This window comes from Rhizobium sp. RU35A, assembly GCF_900156005.1.
In the GTDB taxonomy this organism is placed as follows: Bacteria; Pseudomonadota; Alphaproteobacteria; order Rhizobiales; family Rhizobiaceae; genus Neorhizobium; species Neorhizobium straminoryzae.
The window spans coordinates 357803-383873 of the sequence record NZ_FTMR01000002.1 but is presented as its reverse complement, the minus strand read 5'-3'; the positions used below and the strand labels follow the sequence as shown (position 1 = coordinate 383873).

General features: G+C 63.5%; 29 protein-coding genes. 19 read left to right on the top strand and 10 right to left on the bottom strand.

What is annotated here, in order from left to right:
• Positions 1-58 precede the first annotated feature (58 nt).
• The 9 genes from F3H95_RS06390 (at position 59) to F3H95_RS06350 (ending at position 8535) form a co-directional block, all read left to right on the top strand.
• Positions 59-1558, top strand: a complete 1500-nt coding sequence (locus tag F3H95_RS06390; protein ID WP_143126163.1) for an ATP-binding protein — start codon at positions 59-61, stop codon at positions 1556-1558.
• Positions 1555-1992 (top strand): response regulator, encoded by a 438-nt coding sequence (locus tag F3H95_RS06385; protein ID WP_143126162.1) that lies wholly within the window; start codon positions 1555-1557, stop codon positions 1990-1992. Before F3H95_RS06390 ends, F3H95_RS06385 begins: the two co-directional genes overlap by 4 nt.
• A 15-nt stretch (positions 1993-2007) precedes the next feature.
• Positions 2008-3051 (top strand): histidine kinase dimerization/phosphoacceptor domain -containing protein, encoded by a 1044-nt coding sequence (locus F3H95_RS06380; RefSeq protein ID WP_149745314.1) that lies wholly within the window; start codon positions 2008-2010, stop codon positions 3049-3051.
• Between the two features lie 200 nt (positions 3052-3251).
• On the top strand, positions 3252-4538 hold the full coding sequence (locus tag F3H95_RS06375; protein ID WP_143126160.1) for a hemolysin family protein: 1287 nt from the start codon (positions 3252-3254) through the stop codon (positions 4536-4538).
• Positions 4535-5149: a 5-formyltetrahydrofolate cyclo-ligase gene (locus F3H95_RS06370; protein ID WP_149745313.1), complete on the top strand. Its 615-nt coding sequence runs from the start codon at positions 4535-4537 to the stop codon at positions 5147-5149. Before F3H95_RS06375 ends, F3H95_RS06370 begins: the two co-directional genes overlap by 4 nt.
• Before the next feature lie 10 nt (positions 5150-5159).
• Entirely contained in the window at positions 5160-5984 is an 825-nt protein-coding gene (locus F3H95_RS06365) for a TIGR00282 family metallophosphoesterase (protein WP_143126158.1), read from the top strand.
• A gap of 14 nt (positions 5985-5998) precedes the next feature.
• On the top strand, positions 5999-6190 hold the full coding sequence (locus tag F3H95_RS06360) for a DUF1192 domain-containing protein (protein WP_143126157.1): 192 nt from the start codon (positions 5999-6001) through the stop codon (positions 6188-6190).
• Positions 6191-6544: 354 nt separating this feature from the next.
• Positions 6545-7057, top strand: a complete 513-nt coding sequence (locus F3H95_RS06355) for a DUF1465 family protein (RefSeq protein WP_143126156.1) — start codon at positions 6545-6547, stop codon at positions 7055-7057.
• 155 nt (positions 7058-7212) lie between these two features.
• Complete coding sequence (locus tag F3H95_RS06350) at positions 7213-8535, top strand: acetylglutamate kinase (protein WP_149745312.1); 1323 nt, start codon at positions 7213-7215, stop codon at positions 8533-8535.
• Between the two features lie 115 nt (positions 8536-8650).
• Here the strand turns inward: F3H95_RS06350 and F3H95_RS06345 are convergent, their stop codons facing one another.
• Complete coding sequence (locus F3H95_RS06345; RefSeq protein WP_143126154.1) at positions 8651-9538, bottom strand: D-alanyl-D-alanine carboxypeptidase family protein; 888 nt, start codon at positions 9536-9538, stop codon at positions 8651-8653.
• 141 nt (positions 9539-9679) lie between these two features.
• On the bottom strand, positions 9680-9901 hold the full coding sequence (gene rpmE, locus F3H95_RS06340) for a 50S ribosomal protein L31 (protein ID WP_143126153.1): 222 nt from the start codon (positions 9899-9901) through the stop codon (positions 9680-9682).
• A 183-nt stretch (positions 9902-10084) separates the two neighbouring features.
• On the opposite strand from rpmE, the gene F3H95_RS06335 reads away from it, so the two are divergent.
• Positions 10085-11884, top strand: coding sequence for an ABC transporter transmembrane domain-containing protein (locus F3H95_RS06335; RefSeq protein WP_280177828.1), 1800 nt, complete (start codon positions 10085-10087; stop codon positions 11882-11884).
• A gap of 214 nt (positions 11885-12098) precedes the next feature.
• Entirely contained in the window at positions 12099-13070 is a 972-nt protein-coding gene (locus F3H95_RS06330) for a tripartite tricarboxylate transporter substrate binding protein (RefSeq protein WP_149745311.1), read from the top strand.
• A gap of 42 nt (positions 13071-13112) precedes the next feature.
• Here F3H95_RS06330 and F3H95_RS06325 read toward each other — a convergent pair whose 3' ends face one another.
• The 5 genes from F3H95_RS06325 to F3H95_RS06305 form a co-directional block, all read right to left on the bottom strand.
• Entirely contained in the window at positions 13113-14144 is a 1032-nt protein-coding gene (locus tag F3H95_RS06325; RefSeq protein WP_149745310.1) for a peptidoglycan -binding protein, read from the bottom strand.
• 3 nt (positions 14145-14147) lie between these two features.
• The gene (locus F3H95_RS06320; protein ID WP_149745309.1) at positions 14148-15191 is read right to left on the bottom strand and encodes a flagellar motor protein MotA; all 1044 of its coding nucleotides are present in this window, start codon (positions 15189-15191) and stop codon (positions 14148-14150) included.
• A gap of 211 nt (positions 15192-15402) precedes the next feature.
• On the bottom strand, positions 15403-16203 hold the full coding sequence (locus F3H95_RS06315; protein WP_149745308.1) for an inositol monophosphatase family protein: 801 nt from the start codon (positions 16201-16203) through the stop codon (positions 15403-15405).
• Positions 16204-16380: 177 nt separating this feature from the next.
• Entirely contained in the window at positions 16381-17511 is a 1131-nt protein-coding gene (locus F3H95_RS06310) for a tetratricopeptide repeat protein (protein ID WP_143127742.1), read from the bottom strand.
• An 8-nt stretch (positions 17512-17519) separates the two neighbouring features.
• The gene (locus F3H95_RS06305; RefSeq protein WP_149745307.1) at positions 17520-18173 is read right to left on the bottom strand and encodes a thiamine phosphate synthase; all 654 of its coding nucleotides are present in this window, start codon (positions 18171-18173) and stop codon (positions 17520-17522) included.
• A 190-nt stretch (positions 18174-18363) separates the two neighbouring features.
• Here F3H95_RS06305 and F3H95_RS06300 point away from each other — a divergent pair, with 190 nt between their 5' ends.
• Positions 18364-19140 (top strand): sulfite exporter TauE/SafE family protein, encoded by a 777-nt coding sequence (locus F3H95_RS06300; protein WP_143127740.1) that lies wholly within the window; start codon positions 18364-18366, stop codon positions 19138-19140.
• A gap of 181 nt (positions 19141-19321) precedes the next feature.
• Positions 19322-19582, top strand: coding sequence for a metalloregulator ArsR/SmtB family transcription factor (locus F3H95_RS06295; RefSeq protein WP_143127739.1), 261 nt, complete (start codon positions 19322-19324; stop codon positions 19580-19582).
• Between the two features lie 228 nt (positions 19583-19810).
• Here F3H95_RS06295 and F3H95_RS06290 read toward each other — a convergent pair whose 3' ends face one another.
• The gene (locus F3H95_RS06290) at positions 19811-19987 is read right to left on the bottom strand and encodes a DUF465 domain-containing protein (protein ID WP_143127738.1); all 177 of its coding nucleotides are present in this window, start codon (positions 19985-19987) and stop codon (positions 19811-19813) included.
• 360 nt (positions 19988-20347) lie between these two features.
• On the opposite strand from F3H95_RS06290, the gene F3H95_RS27430 reads away from it, so the two are divergent.
• The 6 genes from F3H95_RS27430 (at position 20348) to F3H95_RS06260 (ending at position 24108) form a co-directional block, all read left to right on the top strand.
• Entirely contained in the window at positions 20348-20551 is a 204-nt protein-coding gene (locus F3H95_RS27430; protein ID WP_143127737.1) for a DUF465 domain-containing protein, read from the top strand.
• A 50-nt stretch (positions 20552-20601) separates the two neighbouring features.
• The gene (purE, locus tag F3H95_RS06280; RefSeq protein WP_143127756.1) at positions 20602-21069 is read left to right on the top strand and encodes a 5-(carboxyamino)imidazole ribonucleotide mutase; all 468 of its coding nucleotides are present in this window, start codon (positions 20602-20604) and stop codon (positions 21067-21069) included.
• A complete protein-coding gene (locus F3H95_RS06275) occupies positions 21066-22124 on the top strand; it encodes a 5-(carboxyamino)imidazole ribonucleotide synthase (protein WP_149745306.1) in 1059 nt (352 codons plus the stop codon). The genes purE and F3H95_RS06275 overlap by 4 nt, the downstream gene beginning before the upstream one ends.
• Before the next feature lie 148 nt (positions 22125-22272).
• Positions 22273-22398 carry a type B 50S ribosomal protein L36 gene (ykgO, locus tag F3H95_RS06270; RefSeq protein ID WP_003497670.1) on the top strand — a complete coding sequence of 42 codons (126 nt, stop codon included), beginning with the start codon at positions 22273-22275 and terminating at the stop codon, positions 22396-22398.
• Positions 22399-22489: 91 nt separating this feature from the next.
• On the top strand, positions 22490-23080 hold the full coding sequence (locus F3H95_RS06265; protein ID WP_149745305.1) for a hypothetical protein: 591 nt from the start codon (positions 22490-22492) through the stop codon (positions 23078-23080).
• Positions 23081-23088: 8 nt separating this feature from the next.
• Complete coding sequence (locus F3H95_RS06260; RefSeq protein ID WP_244617903.1) at positions 23089-24108, top strand: alpha/beta hydrolase; 1020 nt, start codon at positions 23089-23091, stop codon at positions 24106-24108.
• Between the two features lie 69 nt (positions 24109-24177).
• Here the strand turns inward: F3H95_RS06260 and pyk are convergent, their stop codons facing one another.
• Positions 24178-25617: a pyruvate kinase gene (gene pyk / locus F3H95_RS06255; RefSeq protein ID WP_143127734.1), complete on the bottom strand. Its 1440-nt coding sequence runs from the start codon at positions 25615-25617 to the stop codon at positions 24178-24180.
• Positions 25617-26048: a DUF1036 domain-containing protein gene (locus F3H95_RS06250; RefSeq protein ID WP_244617935.1), complete on the bottom strand. Its 432-nt coding sequence runs from the start codon at positions 26046-26048 to the stop codon at positions 25617-25619. Before F3H95_RS06250 ends, pyk begins: the two co-directional genes overlap by 1 nt.
• Positions 26049-26071: the final 23 nt, after the last annotated feature.

Below are 26071 nucleotides of genomic sequence, written 5' to 3'. Positions count from 1 at the left end.
TTGACATCCGCCGATTGCGATCCATTTTACCGCTCAAGGGGTTAGGGTTCCGCGTACCATGCCATTTTCCAACACGAAGTTTGCGCGCTCGTCGCTGCTGATGCTGCTTGTCGGCGCAGCGGTTCTGGCGGCCATTGTCACGGCCTCCTTCATTCTGTCGCGCATGACGCAAAGCTATTTCAACGACGTGGTGAAGCTGCGCGATCTGCGCTCGGCCTCCTCCGACATGATGCTGTATCTGCGCGCTGCGGAATCCGGCCAGCGCGGCTATGTTCTGACCCGCGACAATGCCTTTCTGACACCCTATACCGCGGCAACAGAGGGCATGAACCGTCAGCGCGAACGGCTGCGGAAGAGCTATGCCAGCCAGTCCGTGGTTACCTTCCCGCTGGACCAGTTCGAAGCGCTGCTGGACAAGAAGCTCGAGGAGATGAAATCGACGGTCGATCTTGCCCGCGACGGCCAGTTCGATGCCGCAGCCGACATCGTGCGCAATTCGAGCGGACGCGAGATCATGGACCAGATGAGCGCACAGCTCGTGACCATGGTGCGCGATCTCGACCGGCGCCTGAATTCCGGCATCCAGGACCTGCGCGACACCGCCGATGCACTGCAATGGTTCACGCTGGGTGGCGGCATCGTGATCATGCTCGTGGTCGGCGGCGCAATCGTGGTCGTTGCCCAGCATGTGCGGGAACTCTCACGTGCCCACCGGGCGGTGGAGGAACTGAATACGGGCCTTGAGGAACGCGTCACCGAACGCACCGAGGACCTGATCCAGGCCAATCGCGAAATCCAGCGCTATGCCTATATCGTCTCGCATGACCTCAGGGCACCGCTGGTCAACATCATGGGCTTCACCAGTGAACTCGACCAGACGCTGAAATCGATCCGCGCCTATGTGCTCGCCGGTGACCGCCCACCGAGCGAGGAGGACATCCGCCAGGCGCGTCTGGCGGTGGAAGAAGACCTGCCGGAGGCGATCGGCTTCATCCGCTCGTCCACCAAAAAGATGGATGGGCTGATCAATGCCATCCTGAAGATTTCGCGCGATGGTCGCCGCGAGCTGAAGCCGGAGCCCGTCGATCTCAAGGATCTGATGGAGGCAACGGCAAACAGCATCAACCATCAGGTGACCGAGGGCGGCGGTGCCGTGACGATCGCCCTTGGCGGCGCGAGCCGTCTGATCACCGACCGCTTTTCGCTGGAACAGATCTTCGGCAATCTGTTCGACAATGCAGTGAAGTACAAGCATCCCGATCGCGCGCTCAGCCTGACCGTGCGGGCCCAGCCGGCCGGACGCGGCATGCTGCGCATCGAGGTGACAGACAATGGCCGCGGCATCGCGCCGGAAGATCACGAGCGCATTTTCGAACTTTTCCGCCGCTCCGGCCTGCAGGACAGCCCGGGCGAAGGGATAGGACTTGCCCATGTGCGCTCTCTGGTGCGTAATCTCGGCGGCGAGATCACCGTCCAATCCACGCTCGGCAGCGGGTCGACCTTCATCATCCGCCTGCCGACCGATCTTTCCCAGTATGTCAGGAGTAACGGGTCATGAAGGCAGCAGGCCGAGAAGTCACCATCGTGATGGTCGAGGATGATGAAGGCCATGCGCGCCTCATCGAGAAGAACGTGCGCCGCGCCGGCGTCAACAACGAGATCATACCGTTCACCAACGGCAATGCGGCCCTCGATTACATCCTCGGACCGGATCGCACCGGCGACAACATTCAAGGTCGCTACATCCTGATCCTGCTCGACCTCAACCTGCCGGACATGTCCGGCATCGACATTCTGGAGAAGGTGAAATCCAACCCGCATGCCAAGCGGCTGCCGGTGGTGATTCTCACCACCACGGACGACGAGCGGGAAATCCAGCGCTGCTACGATCTCGGCGCCAATGTGTACATTACCAAGCCGGTGGACTACGACAGCTTTGCCAATGCCATCCGGCAGCTCGGCCTGTTCTTCTCCGTCATGCAAGTTCCCTGAGGATCCGTTCCGCCGATGCCGCAGACCATACTTTACGTCGATGACGATGTTGCGCTCGGGCGCCTCGCCCAGCGCTCGCTCGGTCGGCTCGGCTATGCGGTGGACCATGTCACGGATGGTGCGGCATGCATGGCCGCGCTTCAGGCACGCCACTTCGATGCGGTGGTGCTCGACCATTATCTGAGCGCCGAAACCGGCCTTGATATCCTGCGCCGCTTCCGCGAACTGGGCTATAGCGTTCCGGCAATCTATGTCACCGGTTCCAGCGAGGCGACGATCGCCGTGGATGCGCTCAAGAACGGCGCATCCGACTATGTGATCAAGACGGTGGGCGAGGAATTCTGGTCGCTGATGGAAAGCGCGCTGCGCCAGGCGATCGCGACCGCCGAACTCAGGCGGGAAAAGGAGCGTGCCGACCAGGAGATCCGGCTCGGCAAGGAACGGGCGGAGGTGCTGCTCGCCGAAGTGAACCACCGCGTCGCCAACAGTCTGGCGCTGGTCGCCGCCCTGATCCGCCTGCAGGCGACCAACAGCCGCGACGAGACGGTGCGCGCGGCGCTCAGCGAAACGCAGGCGCGCATCACCGCAATTGCCGGCATGCATCGCAGCCTCTACACCTCCGAAGACGTGCGGCAGGTGGAGATGGACAAGTATCTGAGCACGCTCGTCAAGGAGGTGCAGGGTTCCGTCAATGTCGGAAGCCAGGGGCCGTCCATCCGCCTCGATGCCGATCCGGTGGTGCTCGCCTCCGACCGTGCGGTCTCCGTCGGGATGATCGTCACCGAACTTCTCACCAATGCGATCAAATATGCCTATCCGCCCGGGCGCGAGGGCGAGGTGCGGGTGACACTGACGCGCAGCCCCGATGGCCGCGCACTTCTGGCGGTGGAAGATGACGGCGTCGGCATCGAGGAAGGCTCGGTTCCGAAGGGCACCGGGCTTGGCAGCCGCATCATCCGCTCGATGGCAAGCACGCTCGGCTCGGCCATCCGCTACGTGCCTTCCCAACCCGGCACGCGGGCGGAATTGTGCCTGGAACTCGCCGCCGAACCGGCATGATACCGCGCGATGTTCGCGTCCATGCGTTGCAATGCGCTCCCCGCAAGGCTACATTGCCCCCACTGTCAGCCGCAGCCCGCCGGAAACCTTGTTTTTCCTTCCGGTGTTGACGCGGCAGGATTGGCCGGCTGATCGTGCCGATCCGGGAAGAACCGCAGTTGTGCGGATCTTCTTCCCTGGCGTTAACCCATGAGCGTCTCTTGATAACCGAAATTGTTATTGTCGTATTGCTGACCCTCCTCAATGGCGTTCTCGCCATGTCGGAACTGGCGGTGGTTTCGTCGCGCCCCGTGCGCCTCAGAGTGATGGCGGACCAGGGCAACAAGGGCGCAGCGCTGGCGCTGCGTCTGGCCGAGAATCCCGGCCGCTTCCTCTCCACCGTACAGATCGGCATCACGCTGGTCGGCGTGCTTTCGGGCGCCTTCTCAGGCGCAACCCTGGGTGCTCGTCTCGCCGGCTGGCTGCAGGACCAGGGCCTGTCCGCCGGGCTCGCCGATGGTCTCGGCGTCGGCTCGGTGGTCGTCGCCATCACCTATCTCTCGCTGATCCTCGGCGAACTGGTGCCGAAGCAGATCGCACTGCGCGCCCCGGAATCGGTCGCTGCTCGCGTCGCCCCCGCCATGCTCGTTCTGTCGCGCTTCGCCCTGCCGCTGGTCTGGCTGCTCGATGCCTCAGGCAAGGCCGTTCTCGGCCTGCTTGGCCAGCGCGGCCAGTCGGAAGAGCGGATGACGGACGAGGAAATCCGCAGCGTGCTCGCCGAGGCGCAGAGCGCCGGCGTCATCGAGACGGAGGAATCCGCGATGATCTCCGGCGTCATGCGACTGGCCGACCGCACCGCGCGCGGCCTGATGACGCCGCGCCGCGATGTCGAGGTGATCGACATCGAGGACGACATGACGGAAATCCGCGCGCAGCTGCGCGCCACCCAGCGCACCCGCCTTCCCGTGCGCAACGGCTCCTCCGACGAGATCCTGGGGGTCCTGTTCCTCAAGGATTTCTACGAGGCGCTCGGCCAGGGACGCGATCCGGACATCCTCAACAACATGCGCGAAGCCCCCGTGGTTTCCGACCTCACCGGCGCGCTCGACGTGATCCAGGCGCTGCGCAAGGCACCGGCCCAGATGGTGCTCGTCTATGACGAATACGGGCACTTCGAGGGCATCATCACCTCCGGCGACATTCTGGAGGCCATCACCGGCGTCTTCCAGGAAGACGAGGTGGAGGAGCCTCCGGTCGTACAGCGGGAGGACGGCTCCTATCTGGTGGCAGGCTGGATGCCGATCGACGAATTTTCCCACCAGATGGGCTTTTCCATGAAGGAGGATCCCGATTACGAAACGGTAGCGGGTTTCGTGCTGGACGAGTTGAAACGCCTGCCGGAACTCGGCGAAGGTTTCAGCCGCAACGGCTGGAGCTTCGAGGTGGTGGATCTGGACGGCCGGCGCATCGACAAGCTTTTGGTGCGCAGGCTGGCAGACGCCGCATGAGCGATCTGGTCGACCCTCAGGCCGCACCTTCGGTCGATCCTTTGTCTGCCAAGGCGCGGTTGCGCGGCGAACGGCTTGCCGCGCGCAATGCCCTTGCGCCCGACGACCGCATCGAGAAAAGCCTGCAGCTTGCCGAGCATGGGCAGGCGGCCCTGACGGTTCAACCCGGCACGATCGTCTCCGGCTTTCTGCCGATCCGCTCCGAGGCGGACATCCGTCCCCTCCTCTCGGCGCTGCGCATGGCCGGCGCACGCATCGCGGTCCCCGTGATCCTCGACAAGGAAACCATCGTGTTTCGCGAACTGGTGCCGGGCGCGGACCTGGTGCCGATGGGCTTCGGCACCTATGGCCCGGGACCGGAGGCCGCCGTGCTCGACCCCGAGATCATGCTGATCCCGTTGTCTGCCTTTGACGCACAGGGCCAGCGTATCGGCTATGGCGGTGGCTATTATGACCGTGCCATTGATCGTTTGCACAGGAAAGGCAGGCATCCCGCACTGATCGGCATTGCCTTTGATTGTCAGGAGGTGGCATCTGTTCCGGCAGAACCTCATGACATCAGGCTGGACGCGATCCTGACGGAAAGCGGCTTTAGGCCATTCAACAGTTGATCGGACAGGCATGCGACTTCTCTTTCTCGGCGACATGGTAGGCAAGACGGGCCGGACGGCCGTCTGGGAGCGCCTGCCTGGCCTCGTTTCCGACCTGAAGCTGGATTTCGTCATCGTGAATGGCGAGAACGCCGCAGGCGGCTTCGGCATCACCGAGGACATCTTCCTCGAAACCATAAATGCCGGCGCCGACGTGGTCACCACCGGCAACCATGTCTGGGACCAGAAGGAGGCGGTGGTGTTTGCCGGCCGTCACGACCAGTTCCTGCGCCCTGCCAACTATCCGGCCGGAACCCCCGGTCGCGGTTCCGGTCTCTATTATGCCCGCAACGGCGCGCGCGTGCTGGTCGCCAACATCATGGGCCGCGTCTTCATGCATCCGGAGCTCGATGATCCCTTCAAGTCGGCGGAAGCCATCCTCGCCGCCTGCCCGCTGAAGGAACAGGCGGATGCCATCGTCTTCGATTTCCACGCGGAAGCAACCAGCGAGAAGCAGTGTTTTGGCCATTTCGTCGATGGCCGCGCCAGCTTCGTCGTCGGCACCCACACCCATGTGCCGACCGCCGACCACCAGATCCTCACCGGCGGCACCGCCTACATGTCGGATGCCGGCATGTGCGGTGATTACGATTCCTCGCTCGGCATGGACAAGGAAGAGCCGCTCAACCGCTTCATTTCCAAGATGCCGAAGGGCCGGTTCGAGGCCGCGAACGGCCCCGCGACCATCTGCGGCGTCGGCGTTGAAATCTCGGATACGACGGGTCTTGCGGAAAAGATCGCGCCGCTGCGCATCGGCCCGCGGCTGACGGAGACGATTCCCGATTTCTGGCGCTGAACGAGGAGACGGCCATGAGCATCTTCGACGACGACAAGCCTGCAAAACGCCCCGCACACGAGATCGGCTGCGATCTCTCGATGCTTTCCGTCGAGGATCTTGAGCAGCGGATTGCCCTTCTTCAGGCGGAAATCATCCGGCTTGAGGGCGAGCGGCAGCGCAAGGATGCAGGCCGCAAGGCAGCCGAAAGCCTGTTCAGACGTTGAGCCGGAGGATACGAATTCCTATCGGCATCCGGAAAATCCGGTGGCATTTTAAACGCATGTTAAGCAATCCCGACGATGATCGGGACTGTCCGGTTCTGCCGGACTCAGACAGTTTCACCTTTGGGTTTCCTTGCTGTGAAGTGGTCTGATTCTCCCTGTTTTACCTTGAGAGCCGCTCCTGCGGCTCTTTTTTTTGGCGCCCTGTGTAAACTGTGGGAATTAACCCTTCCTTAAGAATTGCCTTGCGGATTTCCGCTACTGGTAGCATCTTCTGAGCCACGAACTGCGGTGTACGGAACTTTCGTCCGTCTCCGCCATTGCTCAACAAGTTGATGCGTTAGCAGGAATATCTCGATGTCAGAACAGGTATTGAATACCGTCAGTTTCGCCGGCCGTGCCGCTAACTCGTCGCAATTCAAGGCGCTCTACAGCGAGGGCATGGCGCTGGTGGAAGAAACCGCTGCCTATCTCGACGGCCCGGGCCGTGCTGCCTCGAAGGTTCTGCCGCGTCTCGCAACGGTGCTCTATGCAGCCGAATCGATGCGCCTGACCACCCGCCTGATGCAGATGGCCTCCTGGCTTCTGCTGCAGCGCGCCGTCAACAATGGCGAGATGAGCCGTGACCAGGTCGTGGTCGAAAAGAGCAAGGTTCGCCTTGACGGCTTCAATGTCGACCGCATGGCGCCGGGCTGGGGCGATCTGCCGGAAGCCTTCCGCGATCTCGTCGAGCGGTCGCTGCGCCTGCAGAACCGCGTTGCCCTGCTCGACCGCGAAATCTATCGTCCGAACGAAACCATCGTTCCGGACAACGAAAACAGCGTGCGCGCCCAGCTCGATCTGCTGCGCACCGCCTTCAGCCCAAGCTGACACCGGTTTTCCTGATCCATCTTGAAGAAGCGGGCTTTTCGTCCGCTTTTTTTGTTGCGCGCGGGCGTCCAACGGGACGAGAGGCATGCGAGCCGCTTGCCTGAGCGGGCCTGTCATGGTTAGTGCCGCAACACCAGTGCGTCGCGAGCCCCTCCATGCCGTCATTTCTGCCTCGATACCAGACCCGTCAGACCATCGTACGTTTGCTCTCGATCATGGCAAGCGCCAAGGAGATCAACCAGTATCTCAAGCGCTTCTCGCAGGTGGATGCCAAGCGTTTTGCGGTCGTCAGTCTTGATGACGCGGTGCTGCAGGATGATCTGGAAGCCATCGCCTCCTCGCTGTCTTTCCTGCAGGATGTCGGTCTCACCCCTGTCATCCTGATGGGCGCGGGGCGAAAGCTGGAAGAGGAGCTGTCCGCCATCGGCGGGACCGCCGGCGGGGACGCAACCCGCAGGACCGTCTCTCCGGACGCCCTCGCGCGGCTGCGTCGCACCTTCCAGGACCTCAATCTCCAGCTCGTGGAGGCCCTTCAGCACAACGGTGCGCGGGCAACCTCCGTCATGGGCGGCGTCTTCGAGGCGGATTACATCGACCGCGACGCACTTGGCCTGATCGGCCGGGTGACGTCGGTCAACCTCGCACCCATCGAATCCAGCCTGCAGGCCGGCTCGATCCCGGTCATCAGCAGTCTCGCCGAAACGGCAGGCGGCCAGATCCTGAAGATTGGCTCCGACTGCGCGATCAACGAACTCGTACAGGTTCTGCAACCTTTCAAGATCATTTTCCTGACCGGCGCCGGCGGTCTGCTTGATGCGACCGGACGCATCATCGATTCGATCAACCTTTCCACCGAATACGGCCAGTTTGCCCGGCAATCCCTGTCCGGCAGTGCGATCCCCTTCGAGATCGGACAGATGAAGGACATGCTGGAGCGCCTGCCGCTGGAATCCTCCATCGCGATCACCAGCCCGGCCAATCTCGCCAAGGAACTCTTCACCCACAAGGGCTCCGGCACGCTGGTACGCCGCGGCGAAAACGTGCTGCGCGTCACCCGCTGGGACGACCTCGATCTGGTAAAGCTGCGAGCCCTCATCGAATCGAGCTTCGGCCGGCAGCTTGTGGATGACTACTTTGAACGCACCAGCCTGCTGCGGGCCTATGTGAGCGACAATTATCGCGCCGCCGTGATCCTCAGCGAGGAAAACGGCATCCCGTATCTCGACAAGTTCGCGGTGCTGGACGACGCACAGGGTGAAGGCTTGGGGCGCGCGGTCTGGAAGGTCATGCGGGACGAGACGCCGAAGCTGTTCTGGCGCTCCCGCCACAACAACCAGGTGAACATCTTCTATTACGCACAGTCGGACGGCTGCTTCAAACAGGAGAAGTGGAAGGTCTTCTGGTACGGGCTTGAGACCTTCGGGCAGATCCAGGCCTGCGTCGACCATTGCGCGGCGCGGATGCCGACGCTTCTCTGATCCGCTGCGAGCCGAGCGACCGGCTTGCAATCATCAGGCAACACCCCCTCACCTTGTTTCGGCCAGGGGGATGCAAAAGCCATGACCGGTTTTGATGACCGTGGATGAAAGCCGCTTACGGCTTGCCGATGGCGGCTTCGTGAATGGTGGCGGGCTTGCGGGCCACCGGCTTGGCGGGCGCCTTTGGCTTGGCAGCCACGTCAGCCGGCGGCAGGTGCCGGTCCATCATGTCCTTCATCTGCGCATCGCGGGCCTGCGCCGTCTTGCCGCCCAGCACCACGCCGACCAGACGATGGCCGCCGCGCGCGACAGACGTGACAAGGTTGTAGCCGGAGGCCTCGGTATAGCCAGTCTTGATGCCGTCCGCACCGGCATAGGTGTTCAGCACGCCGTTATGGCCGCGCAGCTTCATGCCGCGAAACACCATGCTCTTCTGGGAGAACAGCTTGTACTCCTCCGGAAAATCATGAATCAGCGCCTGACCGAGACGCGCCATGTCGGCGGCCGTCGTCACCTGATCGGGATCCGGCAGGCCGGCGGGATTGCGGAACACGGTGCGGCCCATGCCGATCGCGCGTGCCTTCGCCGTCATCATCTGGCCGAAGCCGGCTTCCGAACCACCCAAAGTCTCGCCCATGGCGACGGCCGCATCATTGGCGGAGAGCACGATCATGCCCGTCACCGCCTCGCGCACGCTTACCGTCTTGCCGGCGCCGATCGCGAACTTGAACGGCTCCTTGCCATTGGCATTTTCCGACATGGTGATGCGCGTATCCCAGGTGAGACGCCCGTTATGCAGCGCCTCGAAGGTGAGGTAGAGCGTCATCATCTTGGTGAGCGAGGCCGGATAGTTCAGGGCGTCGGCATTTTCCTGTTCCAGCACCGTGCCGGTGGTCATATCGACCAGGACACGGGCCTCGCCGCTGAAGGCTGGCAGTGCTGCGGCAGACAGAAGCAGGCCGGACAGCATCAGGCGGGGCAGGAAACGCGACAAAGACAGCATGGAAACCTCGTAAACGAAAAGCGCGCCCGCCATTGCCGCAGGCCGGCCGGGCGCTCTAAGCAAAAAACCGCCCGAAGCTTTGGGCTTCGGACGGTTCGGATACGGTTGTCAACACCGCCGGGACGCCGCCCGGCGAGGGCATCAGAGACCGAGGCCTGCGAAGCGCTTGTTGAACTTGGAAACGCGGCCGCCGCGGTCCAGCAGCTGCTGGCTGCCACCGGTCCAGGCCGGGTGCGACTTGGAATCGATTTCCAGGTTCATAACCGCGCCTTCCGACCCCCAGGTCGAAAAGGTTTCGTATTCGGTGCCGTCGGTCATGACGACCTTGATCTTGTGGTAGTCCGGATGGATGTTGGCCTTCATGACACTCTTCCTGCTGTGCGGGGTCCATTTGTCGCAATTGCAGCGAGAGACCCTATTCCATAAATGAAGCCGTAGACCGGTCCGGCGACGGCTTCCCAATTCGATGCGGAGCCTATACAGGAAGGACTTTGAAAGCACAAGTACCCGCGCCGGAGAGTTGACGGGGCAGATCACGGGGGCATCGTGACCGATACCGCACCAACCAACGAGAAGAAACGCCGCACGCCGCAACCTCTTCTCCGCCTGATGCCCTATGTGCTGCGTTACCGGTCGATGGTTGGCGCCGCGGCCCTCTTCCTGCTTCTGGCCGCGGCCACCACGCTGGCCCTGCCGACCGCCGTCCGGCGCATGATCGACCACGGTTTCGCTGCCGCCGACGGCCAGTTCATCAACAGCTATTTCGCCATGCTGCTGGCCCTGGCCACGCTGCTCGCCGTGTCCAGCGCACTGCGCTACTACTATGTCATCACCATCGGCGAACGCGTGGTGGCAGATCTGCGCCGCGAGGTGTTTTCCCGCGTCACGGCGCTCTCTCCCTCCTTCTTCGACGTCAATCAGTCCGGCGAGATCGTCTCGCGATTGACGGCGGACACGACGCAGATCAAGTCCGCCTTCGGCGCCTCGGCGTCGCAGGCGCTGCGCAACCTGATCCTCTGTCTCGGCGCGATGGGGATGATGATTCTCACCAGCCCGAAGCTTTCGGCGCTGGTGCTGGGCGCTATCCCGCTGATCGTCTTCCCGCTGGTCGGCTTCGGCCGCTCGGTGCGCGGGCGCTCGCGCATGGCGCAGGATACATTGGCCGCCACCTCCGCCTTTGCCTCGGAAACCATTGCCGCGACCCGCACCGTGCAGGCCTTCGGCGCCGAGGAAAGCGCCACTGCCCGTTATGGCGACGCTGTGGAGGAGGCCTATCATGCCGCCCGCGCCGCCATCCGCTCGCGCGCCTTTCTCACGGGCTTTGCCATCCTCCTGGTGTTCGGCAGCATTGTCGGCGTGCTCTGGTATGGCGCGCAAAGCGTGCTGGCCGGCACGATGACGGCCGGCACGCTCAGCCAGTTCGTGCTCTATTCGGTGCTGGCCGCAAGCTCGCTCGGCCAGCTCTCGGAAGTCTGGGGCGACCTGTCGCAGGCCGGCGGCGCGGCTGAACGGCTGACGGAACTGTTGCGCGAAGTGCCGGCGATCCGCGACCCGGAACAGCCGGTCGCCCTGCCTGCCCCGGCGCGCGGCGAGGTGTCGTTCGACACTGTCTCCTTCTCCTACCCCTCCCGCGTCAGCGCCATTACCGTGCACGGCCTGTCGTTTTCGGTGAAGGCCGGCGAAACGGTGGCGATCGTCGGTCCTTCCGGTGCCGGCAAGAGCACCGTGCTCTCGCTTCTGATGCGCTTCTATGACCCGACGCGCGGTGCCGTGCGGCTCGACGGGGTGGACATCCGGCAGGCACGGCTGGCGGACCTTCGCGCCCGCATGGCCATCGTGCCGCAGGACGTGACGATCTTTGCCGCCTCGATCCACGACAATATCGCCTTCGGCCTGCCGAATGCCAGCCGTGAGGCGGTGCGGCAGGCGGCGGTCGCCGCCCAGGCCGATGAATTCATCTCCCGCCTCGACAAGGGCTACGACACGCTCGCCGGCGAGCGCGGCGTCACCCTCTCAGGCGGCCAGCGCCAGCGCATCGCGATTGCCCGCGCCATCCTGAAAAACGCGCCGGTCCTGTTGCTCGACGAGGCGACCTCCGCCCTCGATGCGGAAAGCGAAACGCTGGTGCAGACGGCGCTGGACGGGCTGATGAAAAACCGCACCACGATCGTGATTGCCCATCGCCTTGCCACCGTGCTGAAGGCCGACCGCATCCTGGTGATGGAAGACGGACAGATCGTCGAGGAAGGCACGCATGCCGAACTGGTGGCCCGCAACGGCCTCTATGCCAGCCTGGCCCGGCTGCAGTTCGATGCCGGCGCGCAAGGGTTTCTCGCGGCGCAGTAACGCGCCATCCGATCCGATGTGTCGATTTTCACCCATCGGCTGTGGCAGATGGGTGGAAAACGAAACATGGCGCGGAGCCGCCGCCAAATCTTCCGTTTCACTGTCGCATTTCCAGTGGGCGATTGCCCCTGCATCCCCCAGATTCGCGAGCGTCCGACGCCGGGTGTCGAGGAGAACGCCTTGCCGGCCGTCATCATCCCGGGAGGAATGCTGCATGTCCCTGTTCAAATCCATTCTCGCGGCCGGTGTGCTTGCCGCAACCGCTCTTGCCGGCGCGGCCCATGCCGCGTTTCCGGATCGCACCGTGACACTCATCGTACCCTTCGCCGCCGGCGGCTCCACCGATGTGGTCGCACGGGTGATTGCTGAACGCATGTCCGCCGATCTCGGCCAGCCGGTCGTCGTCCAGAACGTGGCCGGCGCCGGCGGCAGTCTCGGCGCCGGCAACGTGGCCCGCGCGGAACCGGACGGCTACACCATCCTGATGGGAACGGTCGCCACCCATGCGCTGAACCCGCTGATGCTGAAGACCAAGCCCTATGATGCGGAAAAGGATTTCGCGCCGATCTCGCTGCTGGTCGTGGTGCCGAATGTGCTGGTGGTCAATCCGCAGCTGCCAGCCAAGACCGTTGCCGAACTGCTGGCGCTGCTGAAGGCCAATCCGGACAAGTACAGCTATGCGTCATCGGGCAACGGCACGCCGCTGCATCTGTCCGGCGAATTGTTCAACAGCATGGCAGGGGTAAAGATGCAGCATGTGCCCTACAAGGGCTCCGGCCCGGCGCTCAACGATCTCATCGGCAATCAGGTGTCGATCATGTTCGACAACCTCCCCTCCTCGTCCGGGCACATCAAGGCGGGAACGCTGCGGGCGCTGGCTGTCACCACGGCGGAACGCGCGCCGTCCTTCCCGGACGTGCCGACCATGGCGGAAGCCGGCATTCCCGGCTACGAGACCTATACCTGGAACGCGCTGTTTGCGCCTGCCGGCACGCCGAAGCCGGTGATCGACCGGCTGAACGCCGCCGCCAAGGCGGCACTCGCCAATCCGGGCGTCGTCGGCCGCATGAAGGATTTCAGCGCCACCATCGTTGCCTCGACCCCGGAAGCTCTTGGCGCGCATGTGAAGGCGGAGGTCGCGAAATGGGGACCGGTGGTGCGCGCCGCCAACGTGCAGATGGATTGACGGTCGGCCAGGGGCGGCGGCAACAGCCCGCCGCCCCTGGCCTTACCGCTCGGTCAATTTCAGCTCGATACGGCGGTTCTGCGAGCGGGCATCCGGCGTATCCCCTTCGGCGATCGGCTGGTATTCACCAAATCCGGCCGCCACCAGGCGGTTGGCGGGAACACCCTTGGAAATCAGATATTTGACCACCGAGGTCGCACGCGCGGACGAAAGCTCCCAGTTGTCGCGGTAGCGCCCGGCGCCGGAGAGCGGCGAATTGTCGGTATGCCCATCGACACGCAGCACCCAGTTGATCTCCGCCGGGATTTCCTGGGCCAGTTCGATCACGGCGCTTGCAAGCTTTTCCATCTCCGCACGACCGGCCTCATCCAGGTCGGCGCCGCCCACCGGAAACAGCACTTCGGACTGGAAGACGAAGCGGTCGCCGACAATGCGGATGTTCTGGCGGTCGGACAGGATTTCGCGCAGCCGCCCAAAGAAATCGGAGCGGTAACGGTTGAGTTCCTGCACGCGCTGGGCCAGCGCCACATTGAGGCGGCGTCCGAGATCGGCGATCTTGGCCTGCGAGACGTCATCCTTGGCTTCGGAGGCCTGAAGGGCGGCTTCGACAGCGGCGATCTGGGCGCGCAGGGCGGCGATCTGCTGGTTCAGCAGTTCCACCTGGCTCATGGCCCGCGCACTCACCTGCTTTTCCTGATCGAGCTGTTCGGAGAGCGTACCGATGCGCTGGTTTGCCGCGTCGCTGGTGCCGGCGCCGCGCTCCAGAAGCGCCTGTAGCCGGGAGCGTTCGCTTTCCGACTGCGCGAGCGAGGCCTGCAGATTGGCAAGGGCATCGTCGGAATCCTGCTTGCCGCTCTTTTCCAGCGCCAGAAGCTGGGTCAGCTCGGCGATCTGGCTGTTGAGACGGGTCAGCACCTCGTCACGGCCGGAAATCTCGCGCCCCAGAATGAACTGCGCCAGCACGAACACCGTGAGCAGGAACATGATGGCAAGCAGAAGCGTCGACAGGGCATCGACGAAACCCGGCCAGTAATCGACGCCACGCTCGCGCCGGCGGTTGCGGCCAAGCGCCATGGATCACTTCCCCCCGATCTTGTCGGAGAGACGGTCCAGCGTTCGGCGCATGGCCTTGGATTCCTCCTGCTGCGCCTCGATCCAGTCGCGCAGCATCTGCTGCTCGTTGCGCATGTTCTTGACGAGGCCCTGAATGCCTTCGGCGAGGTTGTTCATGGCGGCCAGCGACTTCTCATGCTGGGCCGCCTCGCCCTTGGTCTGGGCGGCGATCAGCTTGCGCAACTGGTCGGCAACACGGCGCAGTTCGTCGGAGGCATTGTCACCCGCTACAGGGCCGGAGACCGCGAGTTCGGTGCTCACATCCGTCACGGAAGACAGCCAGTTTTCCAGCTCCGTATAGAAGCGGTTCTGCGCGCGCCCTGCCTGCAGATCGAGAAAGCCGAGGATCAGCGAGCTGGAAAGGCCGAGCAGAGACGAGGAAAACGCCGTTCCCATGCCGGAGAGCGGTGCGGTAAGTCCGCTTTTCAGCGCAGCCAGGATATCGCTGTTGTTGCCGGAATTCGGATCGAGCCCCTGGATCACCTCGCTGATCGAGCCGATGGTGCCGATCAGGCCCCAGAAAGTGCCGAGCAGGCCGAGGAACACGAGAAGGCCGATCAGATAGCGGGAAATGTCGCGCGATTCGTCGAGCCGCGTGCCGATCGAATCAAGGATCGAGCGCAGCACGGTGGCCGACAGCGCCAGCCTCTGGCTGCGACCGAGCAGCGATGCCATCGGCGCGAGCAGACGCGGCTGGCGCCCCACCCGGTCTGCGCTACCGGCGGCGCGGAAGGAATTGAACCAGCGCACTTCCGGAATGAGGCTGATGACCTGGGAGAAGATCAGGAGCACACCGATCGCGAGAACGCCGAGAATGAGACCATTGAGGCCGGGATTGGTGACGAAGGCGGTGTGGGCCTGACGATAGAGGATCGCCACGATGAAGCCGATGATGATCAGGAAGAGCACCATGGTCCACAGGAAGGGCACCGGATTGGACAGCTTGTACCCTTGTGGCCGGGGTGCCAATTCAGAACCGTTCACATCCCCGAGGGTGTCATTCGCCATGGGTTACGCAAGCCTCCGCATCACATTGCGCCGGAGGCTAGTGCAAAAATGAGACGAATTGAAGTGACGCAGGCTCGGAAACCATCGAGATTTCCAAGCCTTTCATCATCCCTTCACGAATGGACGAGACCCGTGGCGGTTGCCTGCAGGCGCAGAAGGACACCGGCGACCAGACGGCCACCGGGACGGAGAGGCCGCTTCAGACCGTCGTTCAGCGGGTGGGAATTGGCCGGTTGGCCACTTCGACAAGCTGCTTGTGGATCAGTTCGTTGCCGGCGGCCACGCTGCCATCGGTCAGCATGTCATTGCCGCCCTTGAAATCGCTGACGAAGCCGCCGGCTTCGCGAATGAGGATCAGGCCGGCAGCCATGTCCCAGGGGGAGAGACCGGTTTCCCAGAAGCCGTCGAGGCGCCCGGCCGCCACATAGGCAAGATCCAGCGCCGCTGCGCCGAAGCGACGCACGCCGGCCACTTCGCCCATCACATGCCGCAGTTCGACAAGGAACTTGCCGTGATTGCCGCGACCGAGATGCGGCACGCCACAGCCGATCACGCAATCGGAGAGCACACGACGGGCTGCCACGCGGATGCGGCGATCGTTGAGGAAGGCGCCGCCGCCCTTTTCGGCGGTAAAGAGTTCGTCCGTTGCCGGATTGAAGATGACGCCGGCAACGATCTCGCCATTGCGCTCGAGGCCGATCGAGACGGCGAACTGTGGAATGCCGTGCAGGAAGTTGGTGGTGCCGTCGAGCGGATCGACGATCCAGCGATGTGCGCCGTCGGTGCCCTTCTCCTCATCGCCTTCCTCGCCCAGGAAACCATAGGTGGGACGGGCCTTCATCAGTTCGTCATGCACGATCTTCTCGGCCTTCAGATCGGCCTGGGAAACGAAGTCGCTTGGCCCCTTCACCGACACCTGAAGGTTCTGCACTTCGCCGAAATCACGCGAGAGCGACTTGCCGGCCTTCATAGCGGCCTGAACCATGACATTGAGAAGGGCTGAACGAGCCATCGAGGGAATCCTTGGGGTATGGGGCGGCTGTCCCTGTCCGACAGGAACGAACGACGATCTGAACTTTTCTGAATAGGGGGGTTCAGAACCACAAAACCCCGAGGAATTCAAGTCACGCGGGTCCGAAGCAGCGCGAAAGGTGGCGTTGAGGGTGAACGCGCGACTATTCCTGACCCATCAGCCGGGACGAAAGCGGTTGGCCGCTTCGATCGCCTTCTTCTGCTGATCATCCTCGATGCCGAGGTAGAAATCCTCGAGAGAGGGATCCGGCAGACCGGCGCGGCGTGACAGCACGTACCACTTGGCCGCCTCCACGGGATCGGGCCGCGTGCCAAGCGCATTGACGTAGAGATGGGCAAGCTTGTTCTGCGCCACCACGTTGCCGCGCATGGCGGCGACCTTCATCCACTGGAAGCCCTGGTCGTAGTCGCGCGGACCACCGACGCCGTTGACCAGCCAGATGCCCATGTCAAGCTGGGCGGTATCGTAGCCGGCGCGCGCCGCCCGCTGCAGCCATTCGCGCGCCTTGCCCTTTTTGGCCGGATCCAGATCCTTGATGGCGATGTAGAGCTGCGCCACCGCATATTGCGAGTCGGCCACGCCCTGTTCGGCAGATTTCTCGTAGAAGGGCAGCGCCAGCTTCAGGCCTTTGTCGCCGGGATTGTCGGCAATCAGGATCTGCGCCCAGTTGAACTGGGCAGACGGGTTGCCGGCCTCGGCGGCGCGGCGCATGTAATCGTCGGCCTTGGTCTTATCGCGCGTCACATAGCGACCTTCCATCAGCAAAAGAGCATACTGGAACATCGCGGAGGGATCACCGCGCTCGGCGGCCTGACCATACCAGAAGGCGGCCGCCTTGCGATCATGCAGGATGCCGAGCCCGCGGCTCATCATTTCCGCAACCAGCGTCTGGGCCGCGGCATCACCGGACTGGGCGCGCGGCAGCGCCTTGTCGAGTGCCGTCACGTACAGCCCGCGCTGGAAGGCGCCATAGGCCTCGTCGACCGGCCCGTGATAGGGCTTTTCCGCCGGGGCCGGCGGCAGCGTTGTTCCCATGCGCTCGTAAAGCGTGATGCCCGAGGAGGGAAAGGGATCATCGCCCGGCCGGCCAGACTTCTGGTCGGCGCCATCCGTTGCGCCCTCCGGATTTTCCGGCGCCTTCTCGAAACCGCCGGTCGCGGGCGCGACCGGCCGCGTCACGGCCCGTTCCGTGCCCTGCGCCGCCGCAAGGCGCGCGCATGGCACCGCCGCCAGCGAGGCGGACAGAAGGACGAGAGAGAGGCTGGGCAGACCGGATATACGACGCATGCCGCCCTTCAAGCGCCAAACCGTGGCGCTTTTTCGTCCAGAATCGCATTGATTTCGGAAACCGCGGCGGCGGTACCGGCCGGATGTTCGAAAACGGCGCGGCGAAGGGCAACGAATTCAGCGCCCGTTTCAGCAACAGCCAACGCGGATTCGACCGCAGTGCCGCCCATGACCACGCAGGGAATTTCCACCATCGCAGCCCACCATTCGCCGAGATCGAGGTTCTTCGGATGCGCTTCCGGCTTGATGTCGCCATCCAGCTTGCCGAAGAAAATGTAATCCGGCCGAACCTCGCCCACTTCGAGCGCCGTATGGCGGTCTGCGGCAGAGCCGGCACCGACAATCAGCTTCGGGGTGAATTTTTCCACCGCGTCGGCCAGTTCCTCCACCTTGCCGGTGACATGCAGGCCGTCAGCCCGGGCGCGGCCCGCGACACGGCTGTCGCCGGCAATCATCGCCGCGGCTCCGGCTGCCTGGACGAGCGGCACCAATCGCTCGGCGCGCTTCTGGAAGTCGGAATCGCTGGCGCCATACTGCGGCAGGATGACGGAGGCCACATCGCCGCCGCGCAGCGCATGCTCCAGCTTTTCCGCCAGCGCGGCGTCGTCAGCCTCATCGGGCACGATCAGAACGAGGCGGCAGCGATCTTCCGGCAGTGTCATGGGTCCAAATCTCCTTGCGCCCGACGCGGGTCTGCGCCGGCAGGGCGCGTGCGACGGCATGCTTGCGGCGGCCGAGTCTCGATCAGGTTCCTGCAGGGGTTGAAATGCAAGTTGATCCTGGCAAGGCTCGTCTTCCCGTCACAAGTCCGATAGACCGGTCAGGCCTTCCGATCAACAGTCATCCGCAAGCATGTTCGGCTTCGACCTTCCCAGCCTCACCTTCTTTGCCGCCGCCGTTCCGGCGGTCGCCCTCGTGGGCCTCTCCAAGGGTGGCCTCGGCGGCGCCTTTGCGCTGATCGGCGTGCCGCTGATGGCGCTCGTTGTCAGCCCTGTCGATGCGGCCGCCATCTTCCTGCCCATCCTCATCCTGATGGACATGGTGGCACTGTACGCCTGGCGCAAGCATAACGACCGCAAGCTGCTGCTGGCCTTCCTGCCGGGCGGCATGGTGGGGGTCGCGCTCGGCTGGGCAACCTCTGCCTTCGTGCCGCCGGATGCGCTGCGCTTCGTGATCGCGGTCTCGATGATCCTGTTTTCCGCCCGCTATTTCTACCAGACCTACGGCCCGGGCGCCGGAACACCGGTGCCGGCCAGTGGCCACCGCACCGGCCCCGCCCTGTTCTGGGGCACGCTGTGCGGCTATGGCAGCTTCGTCGCCCATGCCGGCGGCCCGCCCTTCCAGATCTATGCGCTGCCGCTGAAGCTCGACCCCAAGGCATATACCGGCGCGAGCGTGCGTTTCTTCGCGCTTGTCAATGCCATCAAGGTCATTCCCTATGTGGCACTCGGCGCGCTTGACCGGCAGAACCTGCAGCTGTCGGTCACGCTTCTGCCGGTCGCGCTGATTGCCACAATGGCCGGCGCGGTGATCGTCCGACGGCTGAAACCGGATGTGTTCTATCCCCTCGCCTATGGCCTCGGCCTGCTCGCAGCGCTGAAGCTCCTTTGGGATGCACTGCCGTTCTGACCGAGCCGAGCGCGCCGGCCGACCAGCCTTCGCAGATGTCACAAAACTATCGTCAAGACCTCGTCTGGCGCGAACAGACAAGATCGCACGGCGCTGCAAGTAAAGCGAAAGAGGCGTCACAGATATTGCGGCGCACAAAAATAGTCTTGCTCGTCCAGCTTACTTCGCGTAGGTTGTGGACATGACAAGCTTTGACCCTTTTGCAGCCATTGCCGATCCGAACCGGCGTCATTTGCTGGAAGAGCTTCGGCGCGCCCCGCGCACCGTCAACGAACTGGCAGAAGGCTTGCCCATCAGCCGCCCTGCCGTTTCGCAACACCTGAAAGCGCTGCTTGACAGCAACCTCGTCAATGTAACGGCAGAGGGCACGCGACGTATCTATTCGCTAAACAGCAAGGGTTTCAACAAGCTCAACCTTTGGCTGGATCAATTCTGGAAGTAACGCCGCCCGAGACACTATCCGGAGACTGACCAGAAACGCCTCGCTGCCTTGCGCGGATCAGGCGCACGTGGACGGCGGAAGGAAATCCGTGAGGATTGATTGACAGCAATCGCCGCGTGGTTTCGCCTGATATTTAACGTCCGCCGCCTGCGGCAGCCCACCTGGAGCGCCACGGCGGCGAGACAGACATCACATATCGATGTCAGACACTCATAACGCGTTCGAATGCTAGTGGCGCGTCGCCTCCTTCAGCCGCTCCATCTGATCCTTGAGCTTGAGCTTGCGACGCTTGATGTCCGCGATCATGCGGTCATCGGAGGATGGGGACGCAAGTACGGCCTGGAGCTCCTCCTCAAGAGCACCATGTTTCTTTTCGAGCGATGCGATATGAGCCTGAATGGTCATGTGGCACGTCCTTCCCTTTTTCCTGCCACCAGCTCCCCATGAGCCCGTGGCTTCAGGTTTGCGAAGGAATTGTGACATGAAGCGCACCCTTTGTCGAAGGCGAAATCGTGACATCTCGGGGGCCATTCCTTGGAACTCGTTAAGCGCAAATGAAGGCATCCCGTCCCTGCCCCGTCACAGCACAGCGTGCAACACCGTGCAGCGATACGATTAGGCGTTGATTAATCGGCTTCTTTCTGGCTCGATTGACACCCGAGATTTGCCGTTCACCGCTCTAGTCGTTCGCAAGGTTTGATGGTAGGAGCTTGCGGGCATTCCCCGGCGCGACAAAGACCGGAATTTAAAGTGGGGACGAAACATATGGCCGATCAGGAACAGGCGGACATCAGGCTGGCACTGGCGCGGCTCCGTCAGGAGCACGAAGACTACGATGCGGCCATCAACGCCATGATCGAGACCGGATGCGAAGCCCTGCGCATCCAGCGCATGAAGAAGAAGAAGCTTGCCATCAAGGACAAGATGAGCCAGCTCGAAGACCAGATCATTCCCGACATCATCGCGTGAGGACGGAGGACGCAAGATTGCCGCAGGAGAGACCGCCGGTTGCCATCATCATGGGAAGTCAGTCCGACTGGGAGACCATGAAGAATGCCGCAGACACGCTGGATGCGCTGGATGTGGGATATGAGGCCAGGATCGTCTCCGCGCATCGCACCCCCGATCGGATGGTAGCCTTTGCCAAGGGCGCCCGCGAGGAAGGCTTTCAGGTGATCATTGCCGGCGCCGGCGGCGCGGCACACCTGCCCGGCATGGTGGCTGCACTGACCCCGCTGCCGGTGTTCGGCGTGCCCGTCCAGTCGAAGACCATGTCCGGAATGGACAGCCTCTATTCCATCGTCCAGATGCCGGCCGGAATTCCTGTCGGAACGCTTGCGATCGGCCGCGCCGGCGCCGTCAATGCGGCTCTGCTGGCGGCCGCAGTGCTTGCCCTTTCCGACGACGATCTGGCAGACCGGCTTGACGAATACCGGACCCGCCAGACGGCATCCGTTGCAGATTATCCCATCGACGAGGCGCCATGACGCTGTCCACCCTTGGCATTATCGGCGGCGGCCAGCTCGGCCGCATGCTGGCAATGGCCGCAGCCCGGCTGAATTTCCGCACGATCATCCTCGAGCCGCAGTCCGACTGCCCGGCCGCCCAGGTGGCGAACCGACAGATCGTGGCCGCCTATGACGACCGCGCGGCGCTTGATGAACTCGCCGCCGCCTGCGACGTGATCACCTACGAATTCGAAAACGTGCCGGTGGCGGCCGCCGAACATCTGGCGCAAAGCCGGCCGGTCTATCCGCCGCCGAAGGCGCTCGACGTCGCCCAGGACCGGCTGACGGAAAAGCGCTTCCTGAACGGCTGCGGCATCGAGACGGCACGGTTCCATGCGATCGATTCCCAGGAGGATCTGGAGCGGGCGCTTGCCGATTTCGGCGGGCGCGGCGTGCTGAAAACCCGCCGGTTCGGCTATGACGGCAAGGGCCAGCGCGTGTTCCGCTCGGCGCAGGACGATGCGGCCGGCGCCTATGCCGCGATGGGAAGCGTGCCGCTGATCCTCGAAAGCTTCGTCGCCTTCGAGCGCGAGGTTTCCGTAATTGCCGCGCGCGCAACCGACGGCACGGTAAAAGCCTTCGACGTGGCGGAGAACGTGCATCGCAACGGCATTCTCCACACCTCCACCCTGCCGGCCCGAATCGGCCCCGACACCGCCGAGGCCGCCATGCGTGCCGCCGAGCGCCTGTTGACGGCGCTCGATTATGTCGGCGTGATCGGCATGGAATTCTTCGTCATGGCCGATGGCACGCTGATTGCCAACGAGATCGCGCCGCGCGTGCACAATTCCGGGCACTGGACGGAAGCCGCCTGCGTGGTCTCGCAGTTCGAGCAGCATATCCGCGCCGTGACCGGCCTGGCGCTTGGCAACCCCGCACGCCATTCGGACTGCGTGATGACGAATCTGATCGGCGACGACATGGCCGCGGTGCCGCACTGGCTCGCCACCCCGGATGTGCTGGTCCATCTCTACGGCAAGAGCGAGGCCCGGCCCGGCCGCAAGATGGGCCATGTGACCCGGCTTTTGCGGTGAAATCCCCTGCCCCGCCGGCCCCCGCGGTTGACAGAGGTGTGACGAACCTGTATCAGCCTCCCATCCTAAAGAAGGGCGCCTCCGGCGCTCTTTTGATTGTCAGAGACATGAGTGGGCCAGGCGCCCGTCGAATACGCGGATCAGAACAATGAAGATCAAGAACTCGCTCAAAGCGCTTAAGGCCCGTCATCGCGATAACCGTCTGGTTCGCCGCAAGGGTCGCGTTTACATCATCAACAAGCAGAACCCGCGCTTCAAGGCTCGCCAGGGCTGATCTGCGGTTGGGCCAAGGCTCACCGGATCACTTTGTCGAAACCTTTCGAATCTGGGTTTCCCATCAGGCGCATGCGGTTTAACATCACCGCATGCGCTTTTTCTATTTTGTTCCCGTTCTGATTCTGGCCGCGCTGGCTGCATCCCCTGCCCCGGCAGAGGAGCCCGTAACGGATGCCACGGTTGCATCCGCTCCAACGCCGGAGACATTGGAAAGCAAGCTGTTCGACGCGCTGAAGCGTGAGCGTGATCCGGAGAAAGCCCGCAGCATCGCCAGCCAGATCATGGCCAGCTGGAAGGATTCCGGCAGCGCGACCGTCGCCTTCCTGATGCAGTGGGCCGACACCTCCATCGATCAGAAGAAGAATGCCGCCGCCCTCGATTTCCTCGATCAGGTGACGGTACTGAAACCGGACTATGCGGAAGCATGGAACCGGCGCGCCACCCTTCATTACGCCATGGGCGACACACGCAAATCCATGGCTGACATCAACGAGGTGCTGAAGCGCAATCCGCGCTACTTCCCGGCCATTGCCGGCATGGCCACCATCCTGACGGAGTCCGGCCAGGACGAACTGGCGCTGAAGGCCTGGGAACGGTATCTCGACATCTATCCCGCCGAGCGCGAGGCACAGCAGGCCGTGGAAAAGCTGTCCGAAAAACTGGCCGGCAACCGCACCTGACGCCCGCAATGCCCGTCCTAATGCTTCTCCTGCTCTCTCTCGTCGCCCTCGTTGTCGCTCTTGCCTTCGGCTTCACCGCCTGGCAGACGCTGCGGATCGAACGCCGCTTTCCCAACATTGGCGAGATGACGGATGTCGGTGGCTATCGGCTGAATGCGCTGCATGTGCCGGCGGGTCCGACGCCGGATCTGCCACCCATCGTCTTCATCCACGGCGCAAGCGGCAATCTGCGGGATCAGGCGGGCGCCTTCCTCACGCCGCTCAAGGGCCGCGCAGACCTGCTGTTCGTGGATCGCCCCGGCCACGGTTATTCCGAGCGTGGCGGCCCGGAAAACGACTGTCCCGACGGGCAGGCCGCGGCCATTGCCCGGTTGATGGCAGCCAAGGGAATCGAGCGGGCGATCATCGTCGGCCATTCCTTCGGTGGAGCGATTGCCGCGAGCTTTTCGCTGTTTCATCCGGACAGGACCATCGGCACGCTGTTTCTCGCGCCCGCCACCCATCCCTGGCCGGGCGGCATCGACTGGCATTATCGGCTGACGGCAATGCCGGTGATCGGCTGGCTGTTCAGCCATACGCTGGTGATGCCCTCGGGCCTCGCAATCATGGACAAGGCCACCCTCGGCGTGTTTGCCCCGAATTGCCGCCGCGCGCGCTATCTGGAGGATGGTGCGCCGGCACTGGTGCTGCGGCCGAGAACCTTCCGCCACAATGCCCGCGACGTCGCGAACCTGCTCGCCTATGTCACCCGCATTGCCCCCCGTTACCGCGAGATCGAGACGCCCGCCGTGATCATCACCGGCGATAGCGATCCGATCGTGCTCGCCGACATCCACTCCACCGGGCTGAAGCGGGATATCGCCCGCGCGCAGCTCGTCTGGATAAAGGGTCTCGGCCACAAGCCGGATTATGTGGCGACCGATCTGGCGATTGCCGCCATCGAGACGCTGGCAGGCCAGGATCGCGATCTGCAGGAGATGGCACGGCAGGTGGAACAGCGCATCGCTGCGGAAAACACCGAACCCTGAGCACCTTACCGCTTCCCATAAAAAAGGGAGCCGAAGCCCCCTTTTCATCCGTGTGCCGGCAGGACCGGATCAGACGCCCGACTGGCCGTCCGGGCCGATATAGGCGATGCGCAGCATGTTGGTGGCGCCCGGCGTGCCGAGCGGAACGCCAGCGGAGATGATGATGCGGTCGCCCGGCTTGCCAAAGCCTTCCGACGCCACGATCCGGCAGGCCTTGTTGACCATGTCGTCGAGATCCGTCGGCTCCTGAGCCACGACGCAATGCATGCCCCAGCAGACGGACAGACGGCGGGCAGTCTGGACGATCGGCGAGAGCGCGATGATCGGCACCTGCGGACGCTCGCGCGAAGCGCGCAGGCCGGTCGTGCCCGACGAGGTGTAGGTAACGATGGCCGCGAGGTTCAGCGTCTCGGCGATCTGGCGGGCGGCGAGCGAAATGGCGTCGGCGCCGGTCGCTTCCGGCTGCGGGCGCTGCGCATAGATGATGTTGGAATAATAGGGGTCGCGCTCGACGGTGCTGGCGATCGAGGCCATGGTCGAGATGGCTTCCACCGGATACTGGCCCGAGGCCGATTCGGCCGAGAGCATGATCGCATCGGCGCCTTCGAACACGGCGGTCGCGACGTCCGACACTTCGGCACGGGTCGGAACCGGGGCAGTGATCATCGATTCCAGCATCTGGGTGGCAACGACGACCGGCTTGCCGGCGCGGCGACACGCACGCGTCAGCTGCTTCTGCAGCCCGGGCACCGCTTCCAGCGGCATTTCCACGCCAAGATCGCCGCGCGCCACCATCAGCGCATCCGACAGTTCGATGATTTCCTCGATGCGATCGATCGCCTGCGGCTTTTCGATCTTCGACATCAGGCCGACACGGCCGCGCGAGATCTTGCGCACTTCGGCCAGATCTTCCGGGCGCTGCACGAAGGAGAGCGCCACCCAGTCCACCTCTTCCGTGGCAAGCACGGCGTCGAGATCGGCGCGGTCCTTGTCGGTCAGAACGCCGACGCCAAGCAGGGTGTCGGGCAGGCTGACGCCCTTGCGGTCGGAAATCGAGGTGCCGGCGACAACGGTGCAGACGATGCTCTTGCCATCGCACTGTTCGGCGCGCAGCTGCAGCTTGCCGTCATCGATCAGCAGGCGATGGCCGGGCTTCACCGCTTCCAGAATTTCCGGATGCGGCAGGAAGACGCGGGTTTCATCGCCCAGCGTCTCGTTGTTGTCGAGCGTGAAGGTCTGGCCGGGCTCCAGCGTCACCTTCGTATTGGCAAACTTGCCGACGCGCAGCTTGGGACCCTGCAGGTCGGCGAGAATACCGATCGGGCGGCCGTTGCGGGCCTCGACGGAGCGGATACGGGCAATCAGCGTGCGCATCAGGTCATGGCTGGCATGGCTCATGTTGATGCGGAAGAGATCGGCGCCGGCCAAATGCAGCTTTTCGATCATCGCCTCTTCGGAGGACGCAGGTCCGAGGGTTGCGAGGATCTTCACTTTGCGGTTGCGCTTCATCAGTTCTGGCCTTCTTGCGTGCCCGGCGCATCAGAGAGCTGGACCATCCAGCTTCCCTGGCGACCGGTGTCATATTCCTTGAATCCCATGCGCTGGTAACCCCGCGCAAAGCAGTCGCCGACACCCACGATCTTGAACTCGTTCTCCGCGACGCACATGTTCACGTCGCCCGTCCAGCGGCCGCCGCGCGCGGCATCCTCGGCATAGAGATAATAATAGCGAGACTGCAGCTCGCCCTCGATCAGCGTGGCGCAGCTGGAGGCGGGAACCTGCCACCAGCCCTCCGAGATCCAGCCATCACCCGCGCGGTAGCCGATCGCCACCCCGACCAGATTCGGCGTGCCGTTGCAGACGCGGAAATCCGCATGCGCGACATTGGCAAACAGGATGACGGGAGCACTGACCACGGCAAGGGCAAGCGACGGCAGCAATCTCAGAGAGATTTTCGACAATA